Here is a 16,806-nt window from a genome sequence, read left to right as displayed (position 1 = left end):
AGATTAGCGGATCATCTACCTCAAACGCTATCACTAAAAACCCTAAGCCCCAACTTTTGCTATAATCCCGCTTATGCAAAAATTTAAGAAAATTCTACTCATTGGATCGGGTCCCATTGTCATAGGGCAGGCGTGCGAGTTTGACTACTCCTCTAGCATCGCCCTTAAAACGCTTAAAAGCTTGGGCTATGAAGTGGTGCTTTTAAACTCCAACCCCATCACCATCAACACGGACAAAGCCCTTGCCTATAAAACCTACATTGAGCCCATCAACACCGCCAATGTGCTCAAAATTATCCAGCAAGAAAACATCGAGGCGATTTTACCCACAATGGGGGGGCAGACGGCGTTAAATATCATGGTGGAGTTGCACCAGCAGGGGCATTTTGAGGGGGCGCTAAAACATGTCAAACTCTTAGGCGCGAAAATTGAGAGCATTTTAAAGGCAGAAGATCGGCGCGCGTTTAAAGAATGTATGCTTGGTATCGGGCTAGATTTACCCAAGGGGGGGTATGCCTACAGCGAGGAGGAGGCCTTAAGCGTGGTCAAAGAAGTGGGCTTTCCTTGCATCATCCGCTCAAGTTTTACTTTGGGCGGGGAGGGGAGCTCCGTTGCCTTCAACATTGAGGAGTTTAGGGACTTAGCCAAATTCGCCCTAGAGGCATCGCCCATTAATGAAATCTTGATTGAAGAGAGCTTATTAGGCTGTAAAGAATTTGAAATGGAGGTGGTGCGCGATTGCAAGGATAATTGCGTGATCGTGTGCTGTATTGAAAATGTCGATCCGATGGGCATCCACACCGGGGACAGCATCACCATAGCCCCTGCCTTGACCTTGACCGATAAAGAATACCAACGCATGCGCGATGCTAGCTTTGCCGTGCTTAGGGCGGTGGGGGTGGATACGGGGGGGGCGAATGTGCAATTTGCCATTAAAGATCGGCGTTTATTAGTCATTGAAATGAATCCACGGGTTAGCCGCAGCTCCGCGCTGGCTAGTAAGGCGACCCTTTTTCCCATCGCCAAAGTCGCCACGCTGTTAGCTTTGGGGCACACTTTAGAAGAGATACAAAATGACATCACCCAGAGCACAACCTGTTTTGAGCCGACTTTAGATTACATCATCACCAAAATCCCGCATTTTGATTTTGAGAAATTCCCCCAAGTGGATAGCACTTTAGGCACTTCTATGAAAAGCATTGGGGAGGTGATGGGGATTGGGGGGAGCTTTAAAGAGAGCCTGATGAAAGCCCTAGAGAGTGATTATCTTTTAAAGAATTTGCGCGTCTTTTTAGAGAGCCCCCTAGATTTGGCATTTTTGAAAAAAGAACTACGCCGCCCCAACCCTAAACGCTTACTTTACGCCATGCACGCTTTTAGCGATGGTTTAAGCGTAGATGAGGTGCATGATTTATGCTATATCGATCCTTACTTTTTAAACGAGATAGCCGAAATCGTGCAAGCCCTCTTAGAGCTCAAAGAGGCGGGTAATGCCCTACTTAGCGACAAAAACGCCCTATTTAGGCTTAAAAGCATGGGCTTAAGCGATGCTTTGATCGCCAGCTTTTTAAGTGTGGGCGAGCCAGAGGTGCGAGGGACTAGAGAGGCTTTAGACTTGCACCCTAAAATGTATCAAGTGGATTTGAGCGCGAATGAATTTAAAAGCCCCACGCCCTACCTATACAGCACCTACGCCCCCGCCTTTCCTAGCCACCACAACCCCCCCAAATCCACCCGCCAAAAGGTGATTTTAATTGGCTCGAGTGCCAATAAAATCGGGGTGGGGATGGAGTTTGATTACGCCTTGACGCACGCTAGCCTTGCGCTTAAAAAAATGGGACTAAGCCCCATCATCATCAACAACAACCCCGAGACGATCAGCACCGATCATGACACCAGCGATACGCTCTATTTTGAGCCCATCACTTTAGAGCATGTCCTAGAGATTGTGGCAAGAGAGAGGGCGCATTTAATGGGCGTGGTGGTGGGCTTTGGGGGGCAAACCCCGCTTAAAATTGCCAAAGACTTAGAAGCCCTAAATATCCCCTTGCTAGGCACCGCCTTTAAGAACATTGAAATTGCCGAAGAGCGGGATTTATGCCATAGACTTTTAGATCGCTTAAACATTGCCTACCCCAAGGGCTTATGCGCCAACTCTAAGACCCAAGCCCTAGAGTGTTTAAACCAGCTAGAACTGCCCCTCATCTTGCGCCCTAGTTTTGTTTTAGGGGGGGCAAAAATGCGGATTTTACGCACCAAAGAGGAGTGTTTAGACTACATAGAAAACTACAGCTTTGAAACTAGCCTACTGATGGATAGCTTTTTAGAGGACGCGCTAGAGTTAGATGTGGATGCCATTTGCGACCAACAAAGTGTCTTTGTGTGTAGCGTGCTAGAGCATATTGAGCCGGCCGGGATTCACTCAGGCGATAGCACTTGCTTTATCCCCCCAAGCCTAAGCCCGCAGGTTTTAGAGGAGGTTTATAGCCAAACGCAAAAAATCGCTTTGGGCTTACAAGTATTGGGGCTCGTGAATATCCAATTTGCCTACAAGAATAACCAACTCTTTGTGCTAGAGATCAACCCCCGAGCTTCGCGCACCGTGCCCTTTGTGTCTAAGGCACTTGGGCTAGACATTGCGGCGATGGCGATTGGGGTGATGGTGGGGCAGAAATTAGAGGAGATGAAGGGGCTAGAAAATAAAGGCGGGGGGTTATTTTTAGCCAAGCCTTTAAACTATGTCTTTGTCAAAGAGAGCGTGTTTCCCTTTAATAAACTCTATGGGGCGGATTTGGTGCTAGGGCCTGAGATGAAAAGCACGGGCGAGGTGGCGGGCGTGGGGCACACCTTAGCCGAAGCCTTTTATAAATCCCAGCTTGCGTGTAACAACCCAATCAAGCACAGCGGGCATGTCTTTGTGTCGCTCAAAGATGCCGACAAACAAAGGGCGATGCCTTTAATGCGCGCCTTTGTTAGTTTGGGCTTTAAGCTTTACGCCACCACCGGCACACATAAAGCACTGCAAGCTGAGGGGCTAGAAAGCGTGCAGGTGCTGAAAATCTCTGAAGGCCGCCCCAATATCTCGGATTTTATGTTAAACCAGCAAATAGACATGGCGATCAACACCAGCGACCGGGTGAGCGAGGACTCTAAGATCATCCGCATGCAGGTGCTGAAAAACAAAATCTCTTATTTCACCACGCTTAAGGCCGTAGAAAAGGTGCTTTTAAGCCTTCTTGAATACTCCAAATTCAAGCACAACCCCCCCGTGAGTTTGCAGGAGTTGCAGAATACATAATCAAGCACTGCCAACTAAATAGATGGTGTTGTTTTAATTTAAAATAAGGGAGAAGATGGCAAGAGTCGATGAAAATAATTCTTGGATAGAATACTTTTCCATTGCTTTAGAGGCTCATCGCAATCAAGATTACACTAAAGCTCTAGAATGTCTCCAAAAAGTGGCAGATATGAAAATTCCCGAGGCTTATTATAATTTAGGGGTTATGTATTGCAGTGATCAAGACACTATTCAAGACTATAATAAAGCCGTTGAATATTTCCAAAAGGCAGCGGATACTGGAAATGCTGGAGTCCGCACTATGGCATACAACAACTTGGGGGACTTGTATTTTAATGGTCAAGGTGTTGAACGGGATCACTCTAAAGCCTTGGAATACTTCCAAAGAGCGGTGGATGTGAAGGGGGCAAAGAATGCTTTGGCTCACATTAATTTAGGCTTTATGTATTACAATGGACTGGGGACCTACAAGGACTACAAAAAAGCTTTAGAGCATTTCAAAAATGCGGCGGATATGGGGGATAGTAAGGGTTATAATAACTTAGGGTTTATGTACTACTATGGTCAAGGCACTGTTAAAGACTACCAAAAAGCTTTGGAGTGCTACCACAAATCTGTAGATTTAGGGAATGTTGAAGCCTATAACCACTTAGGTTTTATCTACTATCAAGGAAAATGTGTTTCAAAAGACAATCAGCAAGCCTTTGCGTACTACCAAAAGGCAGCGGATATGGGGGATGCCAGTGCTTACAATAACCTAGGTTGCATGTATGAAGATGGTAGTGGAGTTGCTCGAGACTACCAAAAAGCTTTGGAGTGCTATCAAAAAGCTGCTGATCTAGGAATTGCACCTGCTTATAATAATTTGGGGCATATGTATCGTAATGGTAGAGGTGTTTCAAAAGACAATCAGCAAGCCTTTGCATACTACCAAAAGGCAGCGGATATGGGGGATGCCAGTGCTTACAATAACCTAGGTTGCATGTATGAAGATGGTAGTGGAGTTGTTAAAAATGTCCAAAAGGCCTTTGCGTATTTTCAAGAAGCCACAAAAGTTGGAGAACCCAATGCTTGCTACAACTTAGGGCGCATGTATAGAGATGGCATTGGCACACCCCAAGATGATGAAAAAGCTTTTGAATATTTTAAGAAAGCGGCGGATAGCGGAAATGCGCGTGCTCACAATGACTTAGGAGCTATGTATGCTCGTGGTTGTGGCACACCCCAAGATGATGAAAAAGCTTTTGAATATTTTAAGAAGGCTGTAGATATGGGAGTGATGGAAGCAAAATACAATTTAGACTTGTGTGCAAGAATAGACAAGACACCCCAAAAAGAGCTTAAGTGGTTTGTTTTTTCTGGGTCATACATGGAATCTATTGGTAGAATAGCTGAAATGGTGATCGCTGGAGGAATTGTGGAGTTGGGGAAGACATTATGTAAAATTTTTATGTAAGCTCTAAATAGACTTTAAGGTTAAGTTGGATTTAGCGGTTGATGAGTAGGCTGAAAGTAGGGATATATTAGCGATCTCATCGTGTCAGTCTTGAACTCGATGGGCTGTGTGGTAAGACCCATGAGTCTATTTCTCTTTTGAAAAACTTTAAATCTTTGTTGAGCAGGCTATCTTTTTAACACACTATAGGGCGTGCTAAAACGCAGGTGGAGGTTAGTAAAAAAGAGCAATGAGCTTTAAGGATTTTTGAAATTAACCACCTTTATACCTTTTAAGATATTCGATCACTTTTTTTAAGAATTTTGGATTGTCCTTAAATCTGCCTAGCCCCGTGTTACAACTATCGCATATCCACTCTCTGCCCTTGCCCGTTTGGTGGTCGTGATCTCTTACTAATTGCGCGCTAACCCCAACAATGCTCCTTTTGTCGCAAATCGGGCAGACAAAGACACTCCCTTTAGGTGGGGCTTTTGCGTCCATTTTGGCTTTTTCTGCAGGCAAGAGTTTCATGCCATCAATGTTTTTACGGCACTCTCTGCAACTTGGTCTTGTTGTTTTGTTGCCTTTGGCATCTGTTAAACAACACTAAAGCACATTTTCCATTGAGTGCCCTAACCACCCCCACAGAGTTTTTTAAGACATGGCCCAAGGATTTTGTGGCGATCACAAAGCTATTATTTTGAATATTCACTAAAAATTCCCATGTATTTATCCAAGCGTTTTTGTGCCAACTCTATATACTCTTGGCTAATGTCAATGCCGATAAAATTTCTTTTATTTAAAAACGCCATCTTGCAAGTCGTGCCACTCCCACACATGGGATCGAGCACAATATCACCTTCATTGCCCCACGATAAGATATGATCTTGGGCGAGTTGTTCTGGGTAAGTGGCGGGGTGCTTGAAGGCTTCTTTGTCGTTGGTCGTGCCCCCTAAACCCACAGCGTAGAACCAAATGTTGGTCCTAGTTTTTTCTTTTTTTAATTCTCGTGGGACTTTGTGGTTTTTGCCATCGGCTTTTTTATTTGCTACGAGCATTTCTACCCCATGCCTTGCAGTCGCCTCTTTAAGCGGGTTAAAGGTCTTGGGCTTGCCTTTAGAAAAAATAAACATATATTCGTAGCTATTGGTGTAGGCATTCGAGCGCATAAAAGGCGTGTTTTTTTTGGCATAGATCATCACATCATGCACATTAAACCCGATTTCTTGGAAGTAGAGGGCGTGCTTAAAGCTGGTGAGGCTCCTGTTGCCATTTCTAATTTTATCGCCCACCACCCACACAGCCACGCCGCCTTTTTTCAGGACTCTAAAAATTTCATGGGCGATTTTTTCAAACTCAAAGGTGTAGCCATTGTAGTTACGCAAATCATCATAGGGCGGAGAAGTCAAAACCATATCCACACTATCACTAGGCACATGGCTTTGTAAAAACGCCACCGCATCACCAGCATACAGCCGATTGAAAAAATCACTACACATAATATTCCCTTACATCATCTAGGGCATCATACACGCACTAGGCATAGTTAGGATAAATACCCCTAAGCTAAGACAATGCCAACTTCAAGCACCTTTCTACTGCCTTTAGAGTGACTTGGCTTACTTGATCTGTGTAATCAACTCCCTAAGCGTTGTTTGTTGATCCTGCAAGACAAATGTGATTGTGCCCCCGCTAAGGGTTTTAAAAAACTCTTTGGCATGGGCGATCTTTTGGGTTTCATCGGCCATCAAGTCCCGCTCTTGCTTGCCCTTCACCTCAACCACCAAAGATGAGCCCTCTTTTAAGACATAGGCAAAGTCAGGACTATAAGTCCCCCCACCGCTCAGCGGGATTTTTAAAGAATTTTTAGGGATTTTGCTAAAGACAAGCACCTCTTCAAAGCCATGTAAAATATTTTCTTTTTCCAGTGTTGAATCGTAATAGACCTCCTCAAAGAGATAGTTTTGCGCCGGGCTTAAAGTTTCTGTTTGCACGCCCAAGTTACCCGGATCGATTGCCTCCAGAACTTGGCCATGCATGTTTGTAAAAGCACTAGGGTGTGGGCTATGCTGGATTTTTTGATAGGTAATGTGAAAGCCCCCACCTCCTTTTAGGCCGTGATCTAAGAGGTATTTAGTCAAACCAGCCTTAATGAGGCGGATTGTGGTCGGATTTAAATATAAATTGATGTCTAACTCATCTTGCAGATCACTAAAAGCCTTATGCAAGGTCTCTACTTGGGCATGGGTTTCTAGGGCAAGTTGCATTAAAAACTCCCCATAGGGCATAGAATTTTGTAAGGGTGCTTGGTGGCTTAATTCCTCACTTTGGTAATGCGCCCCCGTGCTCTTTACATGTAAAATCTGTTTTTTTGTCCCCATTAAAGGGGCTTTAAAGTGGCTTTTATACGCCTTTAAAAAGTCCTTCAATAGCACACAAAAAGCCTCTTCATCACCCACATATTGCAAGATCGCCTTTTGGTTGAGTTGTTCCCAAAGCTGTTTAATTTGGGGATACTTGTCTTTACGGATATGCGCTAGCTTTGGTTTGTCCTTAGCGTGCTTGATTTTACCCGCCCTCAGTTTGTTAAAGACATCAGGATACATGGCCTTAAGTTTCTCAAATCCCCCTTCTTTAAATTCATTAGCCCGGTTGATGATTCCAGCCTCCTCTAGCGTTGTTAAAAGCTCTACTACACCCAAAGAGTAGCCCCCACAAACGCTCTCAATCATCTCCTCACTTAACTTTTTAGGATCGCCCAACATGCCCACACCAGAATTGATCTCAGAAGTCAGTTTGGCAACAAAGTCCTTTTCGCTAAAATCCACAAAGTAATTCAAATAAAAGGCTTCCTCTTTGATTCGCGCGCCGTATTCATTCACAGGTAGCCTCAAGCCCCGCCCCACTTCTTGCAATTTAGAAGTTTCGCTCCCACTCGCGCGCAATTTGCAAATCCCAAAGACATTAGGATTATCCCAGCCCTCTTTTAAGGTCCATTGTGAAAAGATAAAACGGCGTGGATTCTCTAAGTCTAATAATCTCTCTTTATCGTGTAAAATTTCTTGAATCTGTGCCTCGATCTTTTCATCACTGCTAAAATTATCCCTAGCAAAATACCCTCCATGGGTGCTCTCAATGTCTGCTAGGGATTTTTTGAGATAGCCTACATAAAAGTCATTGCGATCCTCTCTAGTTTCCTCATCGCTTAAAAGTTTTTCTAGTTTGTGCTTGACAAGCGCGTTAAAACTCTCTTTAAACCCCCCTTCCCGGTAGCCCGCAATGTCATCGATGAAAAACAAGAGTAAGGGCTTGATTTTATCCACACGGCTTAAAAGCTTGCGCTCTAACTTAAAGTGCTCCTCCAATGCTTGATCGATCATTTGCTCCCTTAAGCTCGTGTGGTAACGCGCTGGGTGGATGCTATCATGGATTTTGAGTTCCAAACCATTAGAGATTAACACGCTTTTTTTAGAGATTTTCTCTAGGGTTAAGTTTAAATCCGCATGGATTTTGCTCAAACTCTCCCCCACCCCCATGCTAAAGCTTTGATCGCCCTGTTTAAAGCGCGCTTCATAGCCATTAGCACCCACAAGTTGCACGGGGGCGGCGTGTTGCCCTAGCCCATGGGTAAAAACTTGCACGCCCTTAACTAAGTTTTGGTTAAAGGCTTCTAGTGCACTTAGGCGGTAGATTAAATTTTCTTCTCTCCCCTCAAAGGTCGCCCCAAAGCGAAACACCCAAGGGGCCTCAATTTTTTTAATGTTTTTAAAACTCTTTTGATCCTTTTTAAAGCGGTGGGGTTCATCAATGATGATGAGCGGACATACCGCCTTTAGTGCCTCAAAGGGGCGATCAAGGTGTTCAAATAAGCATTGATCATAGGCTTTATCTAGGCTAGGCGCATTCAGCATGCCCTGATTGATCATGAGAATGTCTATTTTGTTAGGGTTCAGAGGGGCTTTGACAAAATTAGCAATAGCTGGGGGGAAGATGTCCTTTTTGGGCGCACTAGACACCACATGCACGCCTAATTCTTGTTGGTAAAGATCTCTAAAATGTGTCCTTGTGGCCTCTGCTTTTAAGAATTTCACCGCCCCCGCCTTGATCGCCAGAGAGGGCACAATCACGATGAACTTAGATTGTTGTAAGTGTCGGTGCAATTCTAACATTAATTTGGTGTAGGTGTAAGTTTTGCCCGTGCCCGTCTCCATAGAAATGTCTAAGATATTGCTGTCTAGGTGGGTGTATTGGGTGTGATCGAGATTGTTTTGTTGGTGGATGGCCTCTAAATTCTTTTCAAAGAGATTTGAATCAAAGACAAGCTTAGGATTTGCCCCCCCACGGCTTGGACATGTGCTAAAATCCTTAAACACCCTTAAAACAGATTCAACCGCCTTGACTTGGTGTTCCAAATTTTCGTAATTAAAGTCTAGCATTCATGTACCTGATGAGAGTTTTAACCTCTAAAGATTTTTGATTGCGCAAGTTCTTTAGATTTTCATAAAGGGCTCTTTGCATGCCACTTGTGAAGTTTTCTCCACACACCACCACCACACTGGGTTTAAAGTGGGGATCTAAATCTAGTTTTTCTAAAAGGGTGCTTAGGGCATTGCTATCAAAGCCCGCATGGATCAAATACAATTTGTCTTGGCAATAGTGGCCTTGGTAGTTACCTAGCTGGATCATCTCAAAGTCTTGGCTTAAAAGCTTGCCATCATAGACTTTCCAAGTGTTTAAAATGCTTGTTGGGCTGTAGCTATGCAACTCTAAGGCTTGGCCATTGCATTTTTCTATGTCTTCTAGGCGTGGGCCTACTGGGTGCAAGCTAAAGACTTTAAAGTCTAAATCGCTAGAGTGATGGGGGTGTTCTAATTCTAGCTGGGCTTTGGCGCGCTTGAGGCGTTCTTGAGTGATCTCAAAGATATTAGGCGCGTTGCTATGCAATGTTTCTTTGCAAAAATCATAGGCGCTTTTGTTTTTCTTAGGATCAATTGCCTCTTCTAGTTGGATTAAAATAAATTGCCGCTTGCCCCCATCGGCGAGGTTTTGCGCCATCACGGCATGCCCTGTCGTCCCTGAGCCGGCAAAAAAGTCTAGGACAATCTCGGGGTTCTCCCCCCCCCCCTGTTGTGGCGTGCAATAGGATTTTTTGGATAAAGCTGACACTCTTAGGGTAGCTAAAGGCTTCAGCTAGCCCCAAATCTAAAAGCTCTTTAGTCGCCGCTTGGTTCATGTAGGCATTGTCGGTAAATGCCAAACTATCAAAGGTCTTTTGCGTACTCTTAAGGTCGCTCAAATAGCGTTTGTAAATAAAACCCCGCTCATCGGGGGCGTGCTCTTTTTTAAAGCAAATCCGCCCGCTTTTTATGTGCGTCTCTAGGGTATCTTTAGAGAAAAGCCAAAACCGCCCTTCTGGAGGGTAATCCACCTTGCCCGTGTGGGGGTTCTTAACACCAAAATAGCCCGTTTTGGGGTTGCCGCTCTTGGCACTGGGGTTATCCGGTGCCCACGCCCCGTTAGGGTCGTTGTCGGGATTGGTGTAACGGCTCAAATCCTTTTGCCCCCCTAGTAGCTTGACTTGGGACTTGTCTTTGGCGTAGCATAGCAAAAACTCGTGTTGGTAATTCACGCCTATTTTGGCATCGTTGGTCGTGCTCTTGGTTTTTCTCACAAAGTCGCCACAAAAATTCCCTTCCCCAAAGACTTCATCACAAAGTAATTTAAGCGGGGCTTGTTCGTTGTCGTCAATGCTGATGAAAATCGCCCCATCATCTCTTAGCAAATGGCGCGCCAGCACCAAACGCGGATACATAAAGGTCAGCCACGCAGAGTGGGTGTTTGCCCCTTGAGCGATAAACTCTAAAACCCGCCTAGCTTCCCCTTCGCTCATCCCCGCCTTTGCGCCCAAGTCTTGGGGGGTGAAGTTGCGCTTGTCTTGGTAGATGAAGGCATCGTTGCCCGTGTTGTAGGGCGGGTCGATGTAAATGCATTTGATTTTTTCATAATAGGCATGTTGTAAGTGCTTTAGGGCTTCTAAATTATCCCCCCTGATTAAAAGATTTTGGCTAGGCGGGTTGCTCTCAATCTCTAGCACACTTAAAGGCCTCTCTTCAGCTAACATCCTCGCATATGCCTTGCCCAGCCATTGTAAGTTATAACTCTCACTAGAAAAACTCCCCTCCTTTTTTAACACCGCCTCCAATCTCTCTAAAACCAACTTGCCTTCTTGATCAAAACAAGCCGGGTATAATTTCTTTAAACCCTCTAGTTTAGAATCTTGTGCCCCCTGTGGGGCGTTATCAAAAATACATTCGCTCCGCATGCACCACCCTAGCCACAGATTGTAAGGGGTATTCTAATCGATTCGGCCTTTGCTAGGGCTTTATGCACGCAAATACCACGCAAACCCCCTAAAAGCATAAAGATCACTTGACATCTTTAATCACAAAGTAGGCGGTGGGGATGATAAAGAGGGTGAGCACCACGCTAGTGATCATCCCCCCTAGCATGGGGGCGGCAATGGCGTGCATGATCTCTGAGCCCACGCCATGGGAGTACATAATGGGGATGAGAGAGACCAAAATACTAAAAAAGGTCATCAATTTGGGGCGCACGCGTTGCACCGCCCCGTGCATGATCGCCTCTTTGAGTTTGGCGCGGGTGTGATCGCCCTGCTTTAAAAAGTGTTGGTAAGCGTCCTCTAAATAGATGATCATCACAATCGCCGTTTCTGAGGCGACACCCAGGAGGGCTAAAAAGCCCACCAATGCGGCGATGCTCAAATTAAGGCCTAAGAGTTTCATAAACACCAATCCGCCTAAAAAGGCAAAGGGCAGAGTGAGAAAACAAAGCAGAGAGTTAGTGGTGTTTTTGAGCGCAAAGACGATCAACAAAAAGATCACAAAAATGCTCATCGGCACAATGTATTTTAAAGTGGCAAAGGCTTCATCTAAATACTGGCTCTCCCCTGAAAACTCATAATAATACCCGCTGGGGAGTTTAAAATTCTCTAGGGCTTTGAGCGCGGCTTGGCGGTAGGTCTCTGAACTCACCCCGTTTTTAGGCACAATGTAAATAAAATGCACATTCAAACCCTTTTCACTTTTGAGCACCGCCGGGGCGTTGGCATAATAGACATTTGCAAACTCCCTTAGAGGCATAAAACTAAAGGGCGTTTTGATATAGAGATTATCCAAACTCTCAATGTTATTGCGTTGGGTGTCTTGCAGGCGCACCGAAATGGGGTAACTCTCCACGCCATCAATGAGAGTAGAAACACTCGCCCCCCCCACACCATAGCTAATCATGTTCAAGACGGCTTCTTTGGTGATTCCATATTGGGCAAGCTTTTCGGGGCGTAAATCCACATTGAGATAGTAGCCATTATTGGATTTTTCGGCAAAGACAGACAACGACTCGGGCAGGGTTTTTAATTTTTGCTCCATTTGGATAGCCAAATCTTGCAGCAAAGTGGGATCTTTGCCATAAAGTTTGATGCCCAAGGGGGTTCGAATGCCCGTAAGCAACATGTCGATACGCCCCCTAATGGGATAGGTCCAAGAATTCACCAAACCCTTTAATTGTAAGGTATTTTCCAGTGTATCCCTTAGTTTCTTGTAGGTCATGCCCTCCCGCCACTCACTCTTAGGCTTTAACTCAATGTAGGTTTCCAGCATAGAGAGTGCCGCGCTGTCCGTGCTACTATTAGCCCGCCCGGCTTTGCCAAAAACTTGTTTGACCTCAGGGATGGCTTTAATGCGCTTGTTAGTCTCCTCTAGGTATTTTTTAGCCGTGTCAATGCCCACCGCATTGGTGGTTACGGGCATATACATCACGACGCCCTCGTTAATGGAGGGGATGAACTCCCAATTGAGTTTTTTATAAACCACATAAAGCCCGCCTAGCCCCAGCACGCTCACGATCAAAAAGACATACCTTAAACGCAACACAAAGCTAAGGCACACCCCATAAATCTTAATGAAAAAGGCGTTGATGGGATTTTTACTCTCCTCAACAATTTTGCCCTTAATGAGCCAAAGCATTAAAATGGGCACAATGCTAATGGAGAGCAAAGCCCCCACCAACATTGCAAAGGTCTTGGTGTAAGCTAGGGGGGAGAATAGGCGTTTTTCCTGCCCACTCAAATCAAAAATGGGCAAAAAAGACACCACTATGATCATCAGCGCAAAGAAAATTGCGGGCCCTACTTGTTTGACGCCATCAATAATAGCATTTTGGCGCGCGCTTTCATTTTGCATATCGACATGGCTTAAATGCTTGTGCGCATTCTCCACCATCACGATCGCCGCATCCACCATCGCCCCAATGGCAATGGCAATCCCACCCAAGCTCATAATGCTTGCCTCAATGTTGAAAAAATGCATCAGTAAAAAGCTCAAACACACACAAAGGGGCAAGGTGATGATGACAACCAAAGCACTTCTAAAGTGCAACAAAAAGATCGCAATGATGATGAGCACGATCACGCTCTCTTCTATGAGGGTGTGGATGAGATTATCCACCCCCTTTTGAATCAACTCGCTGCGATCATAGACGGGCACGATCTGCACCTCTTGATTGCCCTCTTGCAAATGCGCGATTTTTTCTTTAATGCGTTGCAAAATGGCATAGGTGTCGGCATGGTAGCGCACCATCACAATCCCACCCACAACTTCATCTGTGCCATTGAGGTTTGCCACTGAGCGGCGTGGCTTGGGGGTAAAATTAATGGTGGCGATGTCTTTAAGCTTAATGGGCGTTAAGTTGGGGGCTTTGAGCACAATTTGGCTCAAGTCCTCTAAACTTTTGGTATATCCTTGCGCATGGATGATCTTTTCAAACCCATTTTCTAAGATGATCCCCCCGCCTGTGTCCCTATTGGATTTTTTGATCGCATTGATCACATCCTCGATATTCAAATCGTATTTCACCAACGCATCGTTATTGATGGTAACCTCGTAATTGCGCTCAAACCCCCCCACACTAGCCACCTCGCTTACCCCATCCACGCCCAACAAGGCATAGCGGTAATAGAAGTCTTGCAGGGTCTTTAACTGGGCTAGACTCTTGGTCTTGCTTTTGAGCGCATATTGGTAAGCCCAGCCAATGGAGGTCGAATCGCTCCCCATTTCCACCTTAGCCTCTGGGGGCAACTTGACCCGCGCCATCTGCTCGCTCACCCGATCCCGGGCAAAATACAAATCCACGCCATCTTTAAAGATCACATAGATCAAACCCGTTTCATAGCTAGCAATCCCACGCACGGTCTCAATATCAGCAATCCCCATCAAATTAGAAACTAACGGATAAACCGCCTGTTCTTGCACCACTTGGGGGCTTTGGTTAGGATAGCTCACCTGCACGACCACCTGCGTGGGGGAGAGATCAGGCAGAGCATCTAGGCGGGTGTGCAACATCGCCCAAATGGAAATGAGAAAGAGCAAGAAAATCCCCATCACCACCACTAATTTATTTTTAAGGCTCAAAGAGATCAGCGCATTGATCACTATTCATCTCCATTATTGATCGCATCGGCATCTAAGATAAAGAGCGCGTTTTTAGCCACCTCATCGCCTTCTTTTAAGCCTTCTAAGATTTCATAACCCCCATCGCTTAGTCTCTTGGCTTTAATCTGTGTGATCTCAAAAGCCCCGTCCTCTTTTTTAAACACCACCGCATGCCCGTTTTTGATCAACACCGCCTCTTTAGGCAAAATGAGCATTTTTCGCTTGGGCTGGTAGATCGTAACTTTGGCAAACATGTTGGGGAAAAAAAGTTGATTGGGGTTTTTTAAGATGAAGCGGGTCTCAAGCATTTTATCTTGCGCGCCCACAAGGGGGTTGATGTTAGAGAACTCCAAATTAAACACCCCCGGCACGCCCTCAATCTTAATCTGTGCCTTAGATAAGTGGCGCACAAAGTCCAAATCTTCTTGATTGACTCGGGCGATCACATACAGCGTGCTGAGATCGACAATCTCATAAATCAACGCCCCGCTTTTGACAAAATCCCCCTCATTGATCTTTTTGGTAAAAATCACCCCGCTAAAGGGCGAGAGCATATCGATGTTATTTTTAATTTTCTTGGTTTGGATAATGTTTGCAATCTCAGTGCTGGAGACACCCAACAAGCGTAATTTATCCTGCATCGCCTTCACTTGGCTTGAAAAACGCAAAGAGGAGAGTAATTCGCTCTGCACGCTCACCAATTCGGGGGCATAAATACTAAAGAGTTTTTGCCCCGCCTTGATGGATTTATAAGTCTGGTTAGCATAGAGTTTTTCAATGTAGCCATTGAAACGGATATTATAAGAGTAGGTTTTTTGTTCGTCTGCTTGCAAAGTGGCATAATATTGCCTAAAGGGGGCATAGAGTTTTGAAAGCACCTTGACGCTATCGCTTTGTGCCTCTAGAATACACCATAGAGCCAAAAAGCCTAAAATTGCCCGCATCAATCCAATCCTTTTAAATTTTGTAAGTTTAAATATGCCACACTCAGCGCGCTTAAAGTATCGATCTTGGAAATTTGGATATTGATCGCGTCATTAAAAGCATTGTAATAGCCATTGTAATCAGGTGAGCTGGCTAGGTTGTTTTCATAAATATGCACAATGCGCGCACTAGAATCTAAAATCTGATCAATGCTGGCAAGATTCTTTTGGAGTTGGGCGATCTTTTTGAGGAGTTTTTGGGCACTGTGGCGGACTCTGTTGGTGGTGTCCTCAATGCCCTTAGAGGCGGCCAATTGTTCTTGTTTGCGTTGCTGGAGGGTGTTGTGTTGTTTGCCATAAATAGGTAAGGGGATCGCCACCCCAATGGTGAACATGTCAAAGATTTTGGAGCGGAAGAGGTAGTTAGCTGTTACATTGATGTCATCTAGGAAACTCTTTTTGGCCAACACGATATTTTTACGCGCCTGCCCCTCTTGCAGATGGGCAATCCTGATGTCCCGATTGCTATCCATGATCGCTTGGATTTCTACACTCGGGTTAAAATCTAGGGCTTTAGGGGCTAGACTTAACAAATCACCTTGATTAAAGCTCAACTCACTAATGTTGATCTTATTGTCCTCTAGGGCATCTTGTAATTCATTTTCTTTAATTTCTAGCTGGGATTTTAAAATCTCAATCTTGGCAATGGCGACCAAATCTGGGCTAGTGGAATGCTGGGCACGGTACAAGAGATTGTTTAAATTATTCAAAGCCTCTTTAAGCAGACTCAATTTACGGGTGTTTTTATAGACATTGATTCCATTAATCAAAATGTTAATCGCCATCTCTTGTTTGAGCTTTTTAAGCTCTAAAAGCTTTTTTTGGCGTTCTAGGTTAATGACTTGGGATTGGGTATGGCGTTTGCCATTGAGATCGAATTTTTGGCTCAAACCCACGCTGATGCTTTGCATAAAACTCGAATCGAGGATAAAAAAGTTATTGACATCGGCGTTGTTATAGCCCACATACAAGATCGGGTTATCCCAACGCGCGCTGGCTTTGGCTTGGGCTTGCAGGCTATCAATTTGGGCTTGCAAGCCTTCTAACTTGGGGTTTTTGTGTAAAAACTTGGTATAGACAACCTTTAGATCAAAAGACCCACTTTGGGCTAAAAGCCCCACACCCAAAGCACAGATCAAAAAAACTTGCTTAAAAAACATGCCAAGCCTAAATATCCACGCTACCCTTGCCCTTATAAGTCTTGCCCTCTTTAGTTGTGATCTCCACTTTAACCTGCCAAGTCCCTCCCATGGGCAAATTTACGCTTGCCTCATACACGCCATCCTTTTCTTTGACTTGCGCTTTTTCGTGCATGGCAGGCATGCCCGGCATTTCAGGCATGCTAAATTTGATCTTAAGCCGCGCGCCCTTAAGGGGTTTGCCCCCTAGAGTGGGCGTGAGGCTAAAATGGTTGTTCCCACTCACTAGCTTACCACTGGATTTAAAAGACACAGTGGCCTCTTTGGCCTTGATTTGCATCTCCCATGCGTGCAAGCTCCCAAATGCAAGACCACATACCAAGATCAGGCTACCTAATTTTTTCATCCAAACTCCTTTGTGAAAGATAGGGGCATATTAAACTTT

At 45.0% G+C, this 16,806-nt stretch carries 10 protein-coding genes and 1 pseudogene; 2 read left to right on the top strand and 9 right to left on the bottom strand.

The window, feature by feature from the left end; all coding sequences use genetic code 11:
• Nucleotides 1-64: 64 nt before the first annotated feature.
• Entirely contained in the window at nucleotides 65-3,298 is a 3,234-nt protein-coding gene (gene carB, locus EAO36_RS02195; protein WP_412779206.1) for a carbamoyl-phosphate synthase large subunit, read from the top strand.
• Between the two features lie 55 nt (nucleotides 3,299-3,353).
• Complete coding sequence (locus EAO36_RS02190; protein ID WP_120955649.1) at nucleotides 3,354-4,754, top strand: tetratricopeptide repeat protein; 1,401 nt, start codon at nucleotides 3,354-3,356, stop codon at nucleotides 4,752-4,754.
• Nucleotides 4,755-5,006: 252 nt separating this feature from the next.
• Here the strand turns inward: EAO36_RS02190 and EAO36_RS02185 are convergent, their stop codons facing one another.
• The 9 genes and pseudogenes from EAO36_RS02185 to EAO36_RS02150 all read right to left on the bottom strand — a co-directional run bounded on the left by EAO36_RS02185 (nucleotide 5,007) and on the right by EAO36_RS02150 (nucleotide 16,767).
• Nucleotides 5,007-5,264 (bottom strand): endonuclease VII domain-containing protein, encoded by a 258-nt coding sequence (locus EAO36_RS02185; RefSeq protein ID WP_235852345.1) that lies wholly within the window; start codon nucleotides 5,262-5,264, stop codon nucleotides 5,007-5,009.
• Between the two features lie 164 nt (nucleotides 5,265-5,428).
• A complete protein-coding gene (locus EAO36_RS02180) occupies nucleotides 5,429-6,232 on the bottom strand; it encodes a DNA-methyltransferase (RefSeq protein WP_120955648.1) in 804 nt (267 codons plus the stop codon).
• A 120-nt stretch (nucleotides 6,233-6,352) separates the two neighbouring features.
• Entirely contained in the window at nucleotides 6,353-9,169 is a 2,817-nt protein-coding gene (locus tag EAO36_RS02175) for a type III restriction-modification system endonuclease (protein WP_120955647.1), read from the bottom strand.
• Nucleotides 9,156-9,788, bottom strand: a complete 633-nt coding sequence (locus EAO36_RS09020; protein ID WP_412779205.1) for a hypothetical protein — start codon at nucleotides 9,786-9,788, stop codon at nucleotides 9,156-9,158. The genes EAO36_RS02175 and EAO36_RS09020 overlap by 14 nt, the downstream gene beginning before the upstream one ends.
• Nucleotides 9,721-10,788, bottom strand: a pseudogene (locus EAO36_RS02170) (site-specific DNA-methyltransferase); the annotation flags it as partial. The gene EAO36_RS09020 and the pseudogene EAO36_RS02170, both read right to left, overlap by 68 nt.
• 370 nt (nucleotides 10,789-11,158) lie before the next feature.
• Nucleotides 11,159-14,239: an efflux RND transporter permease subunit gene (locus EAO36_RS02165; RefSeq protein WP_120955646.1), complete on the bottom strand. Its 3,081-nt coding sequence runs from the start codon at nucleotides 14,237-14,239 to the stop codon at nucleotides 11,159-11,161.
• Nucleotides 14,239-15,183, bottom strand: coding sequence for an efflux RND transporter periplasmic adaptor subunit (locus EAO36_RS02160; protein ID WP_120947756.1), 945 nt, complete (start codon nucleotides 15,181-15,183; stop codon nucleotides 14,239-14,241). Before EAO36_RS02160 ends, EAO36_RS02165 begins: the two co-directional genes overlap by 1 nt.
• Nucleotides 15,183-16,382 carry a copper resistance outer membrane protein CrdB gene (gene crdB, locus EAO36_RS02155; RefSeq protein WP_120947754.1) on the bottom strand — a complete coding sequence of 400 codons (1,200 nt, stop codon included), beginning with the start codon at nucleotides 16,380-16,382 and terminating at the stop codon, nucleotides 15,183-15,185. The genes EAO36_RS02160 and crdB overlap by 1 nt, the downstream gene beginning before the upstream one ends.
• A 7-nt stretch (nucleotides 16,383-16,389) precedes the next feature.
• Nucleotides 16,390-16,767, bottom strand: a complete 378-nt coding sequence (locus tag EAO36_RS02150) for a FixH family protein (protein ID WP_143928349.1) — start codon at nucleotides 16,765-16,767, stop codon at nucleotides 16,390-16,392.
• Between the last annotated feature and the right edge of the window lie 39 nt (nucleotides 16,768-16,806).

This window comes from Helicobacter mehlei (assembly GCF_003660265.1).
Taxonomy (GTDB): domain Bacteria; phylum Campylobacterota; class Campylobacteria; order Campylobacterales; family Helicobacteraceae; genus Helicobacter; species Helicobacter mehlei.
This window is presented reverse-complemented; position numbering and strand designations above follow the sequence as displayed.

Excerpts from the sequence above, each read along its gene's own strand:
- EAO36_RS02190 (WP_120955649.1), top strand. The coding sequence starts at position 3,354 with ATGGCAAGAGTCGATGAAAATAATTCTTGGATAGAATACTTTTCCATT.
- EAO36_RS02185 (WP_235852345.1), bottom strand. The coding sequence starts at position 5,264 with ATGAAACTCTTGCCTGCAGAAAAAGCCAAAATGGACGCAAAAGCCCCA.
- EAO36_RS02180 (WP_120955648.1), bottom strand. The coding sequence starts at position 6,232 with ATGTGTAGTGATTTTTTCAATCGGCTGTATGCTGGTGATGCGGTGGCG.
- EAO36_RS02175 (WP_120955647.1), bottom strand. The coding sequence starts at position 9,169 with ATGCTAGACTTTAATTACGAAAATTTGGAACACCAAGTCAAGGCGGTT.
- EAO36_RS09020 (WP_412779205.1), bottom strand. The coding sequence starts at position 9,788 with ATGGCGCAAAACCTCGCCGATGGGGGCAAGCGGCAATTTATTTTAATC.
- EAO36_RS02160 (WP_120947756.1), bottom strand. The coding sequence starts at position 15,183 with ATGCGGGCAATTTTAGGCTTTTTGGCTCTATGGTGTATTCTAGAGGCA.
- crdB (WP_120947754.1), bottom strand. The coding sequence starts at position 16,382 with ATGTTTTTTAAGCAAGTTTTTTTGATCTGTGCTTTGGGTGTGGGGCTT.
- EAO36_RS02150 (WP_143928349.1), bottom strand. The coding sequence starts at position 16,767 with ATGAAAAAATTAGGTAGCCTGATCTTGGTATGTGGTCTTGCATTTGGG.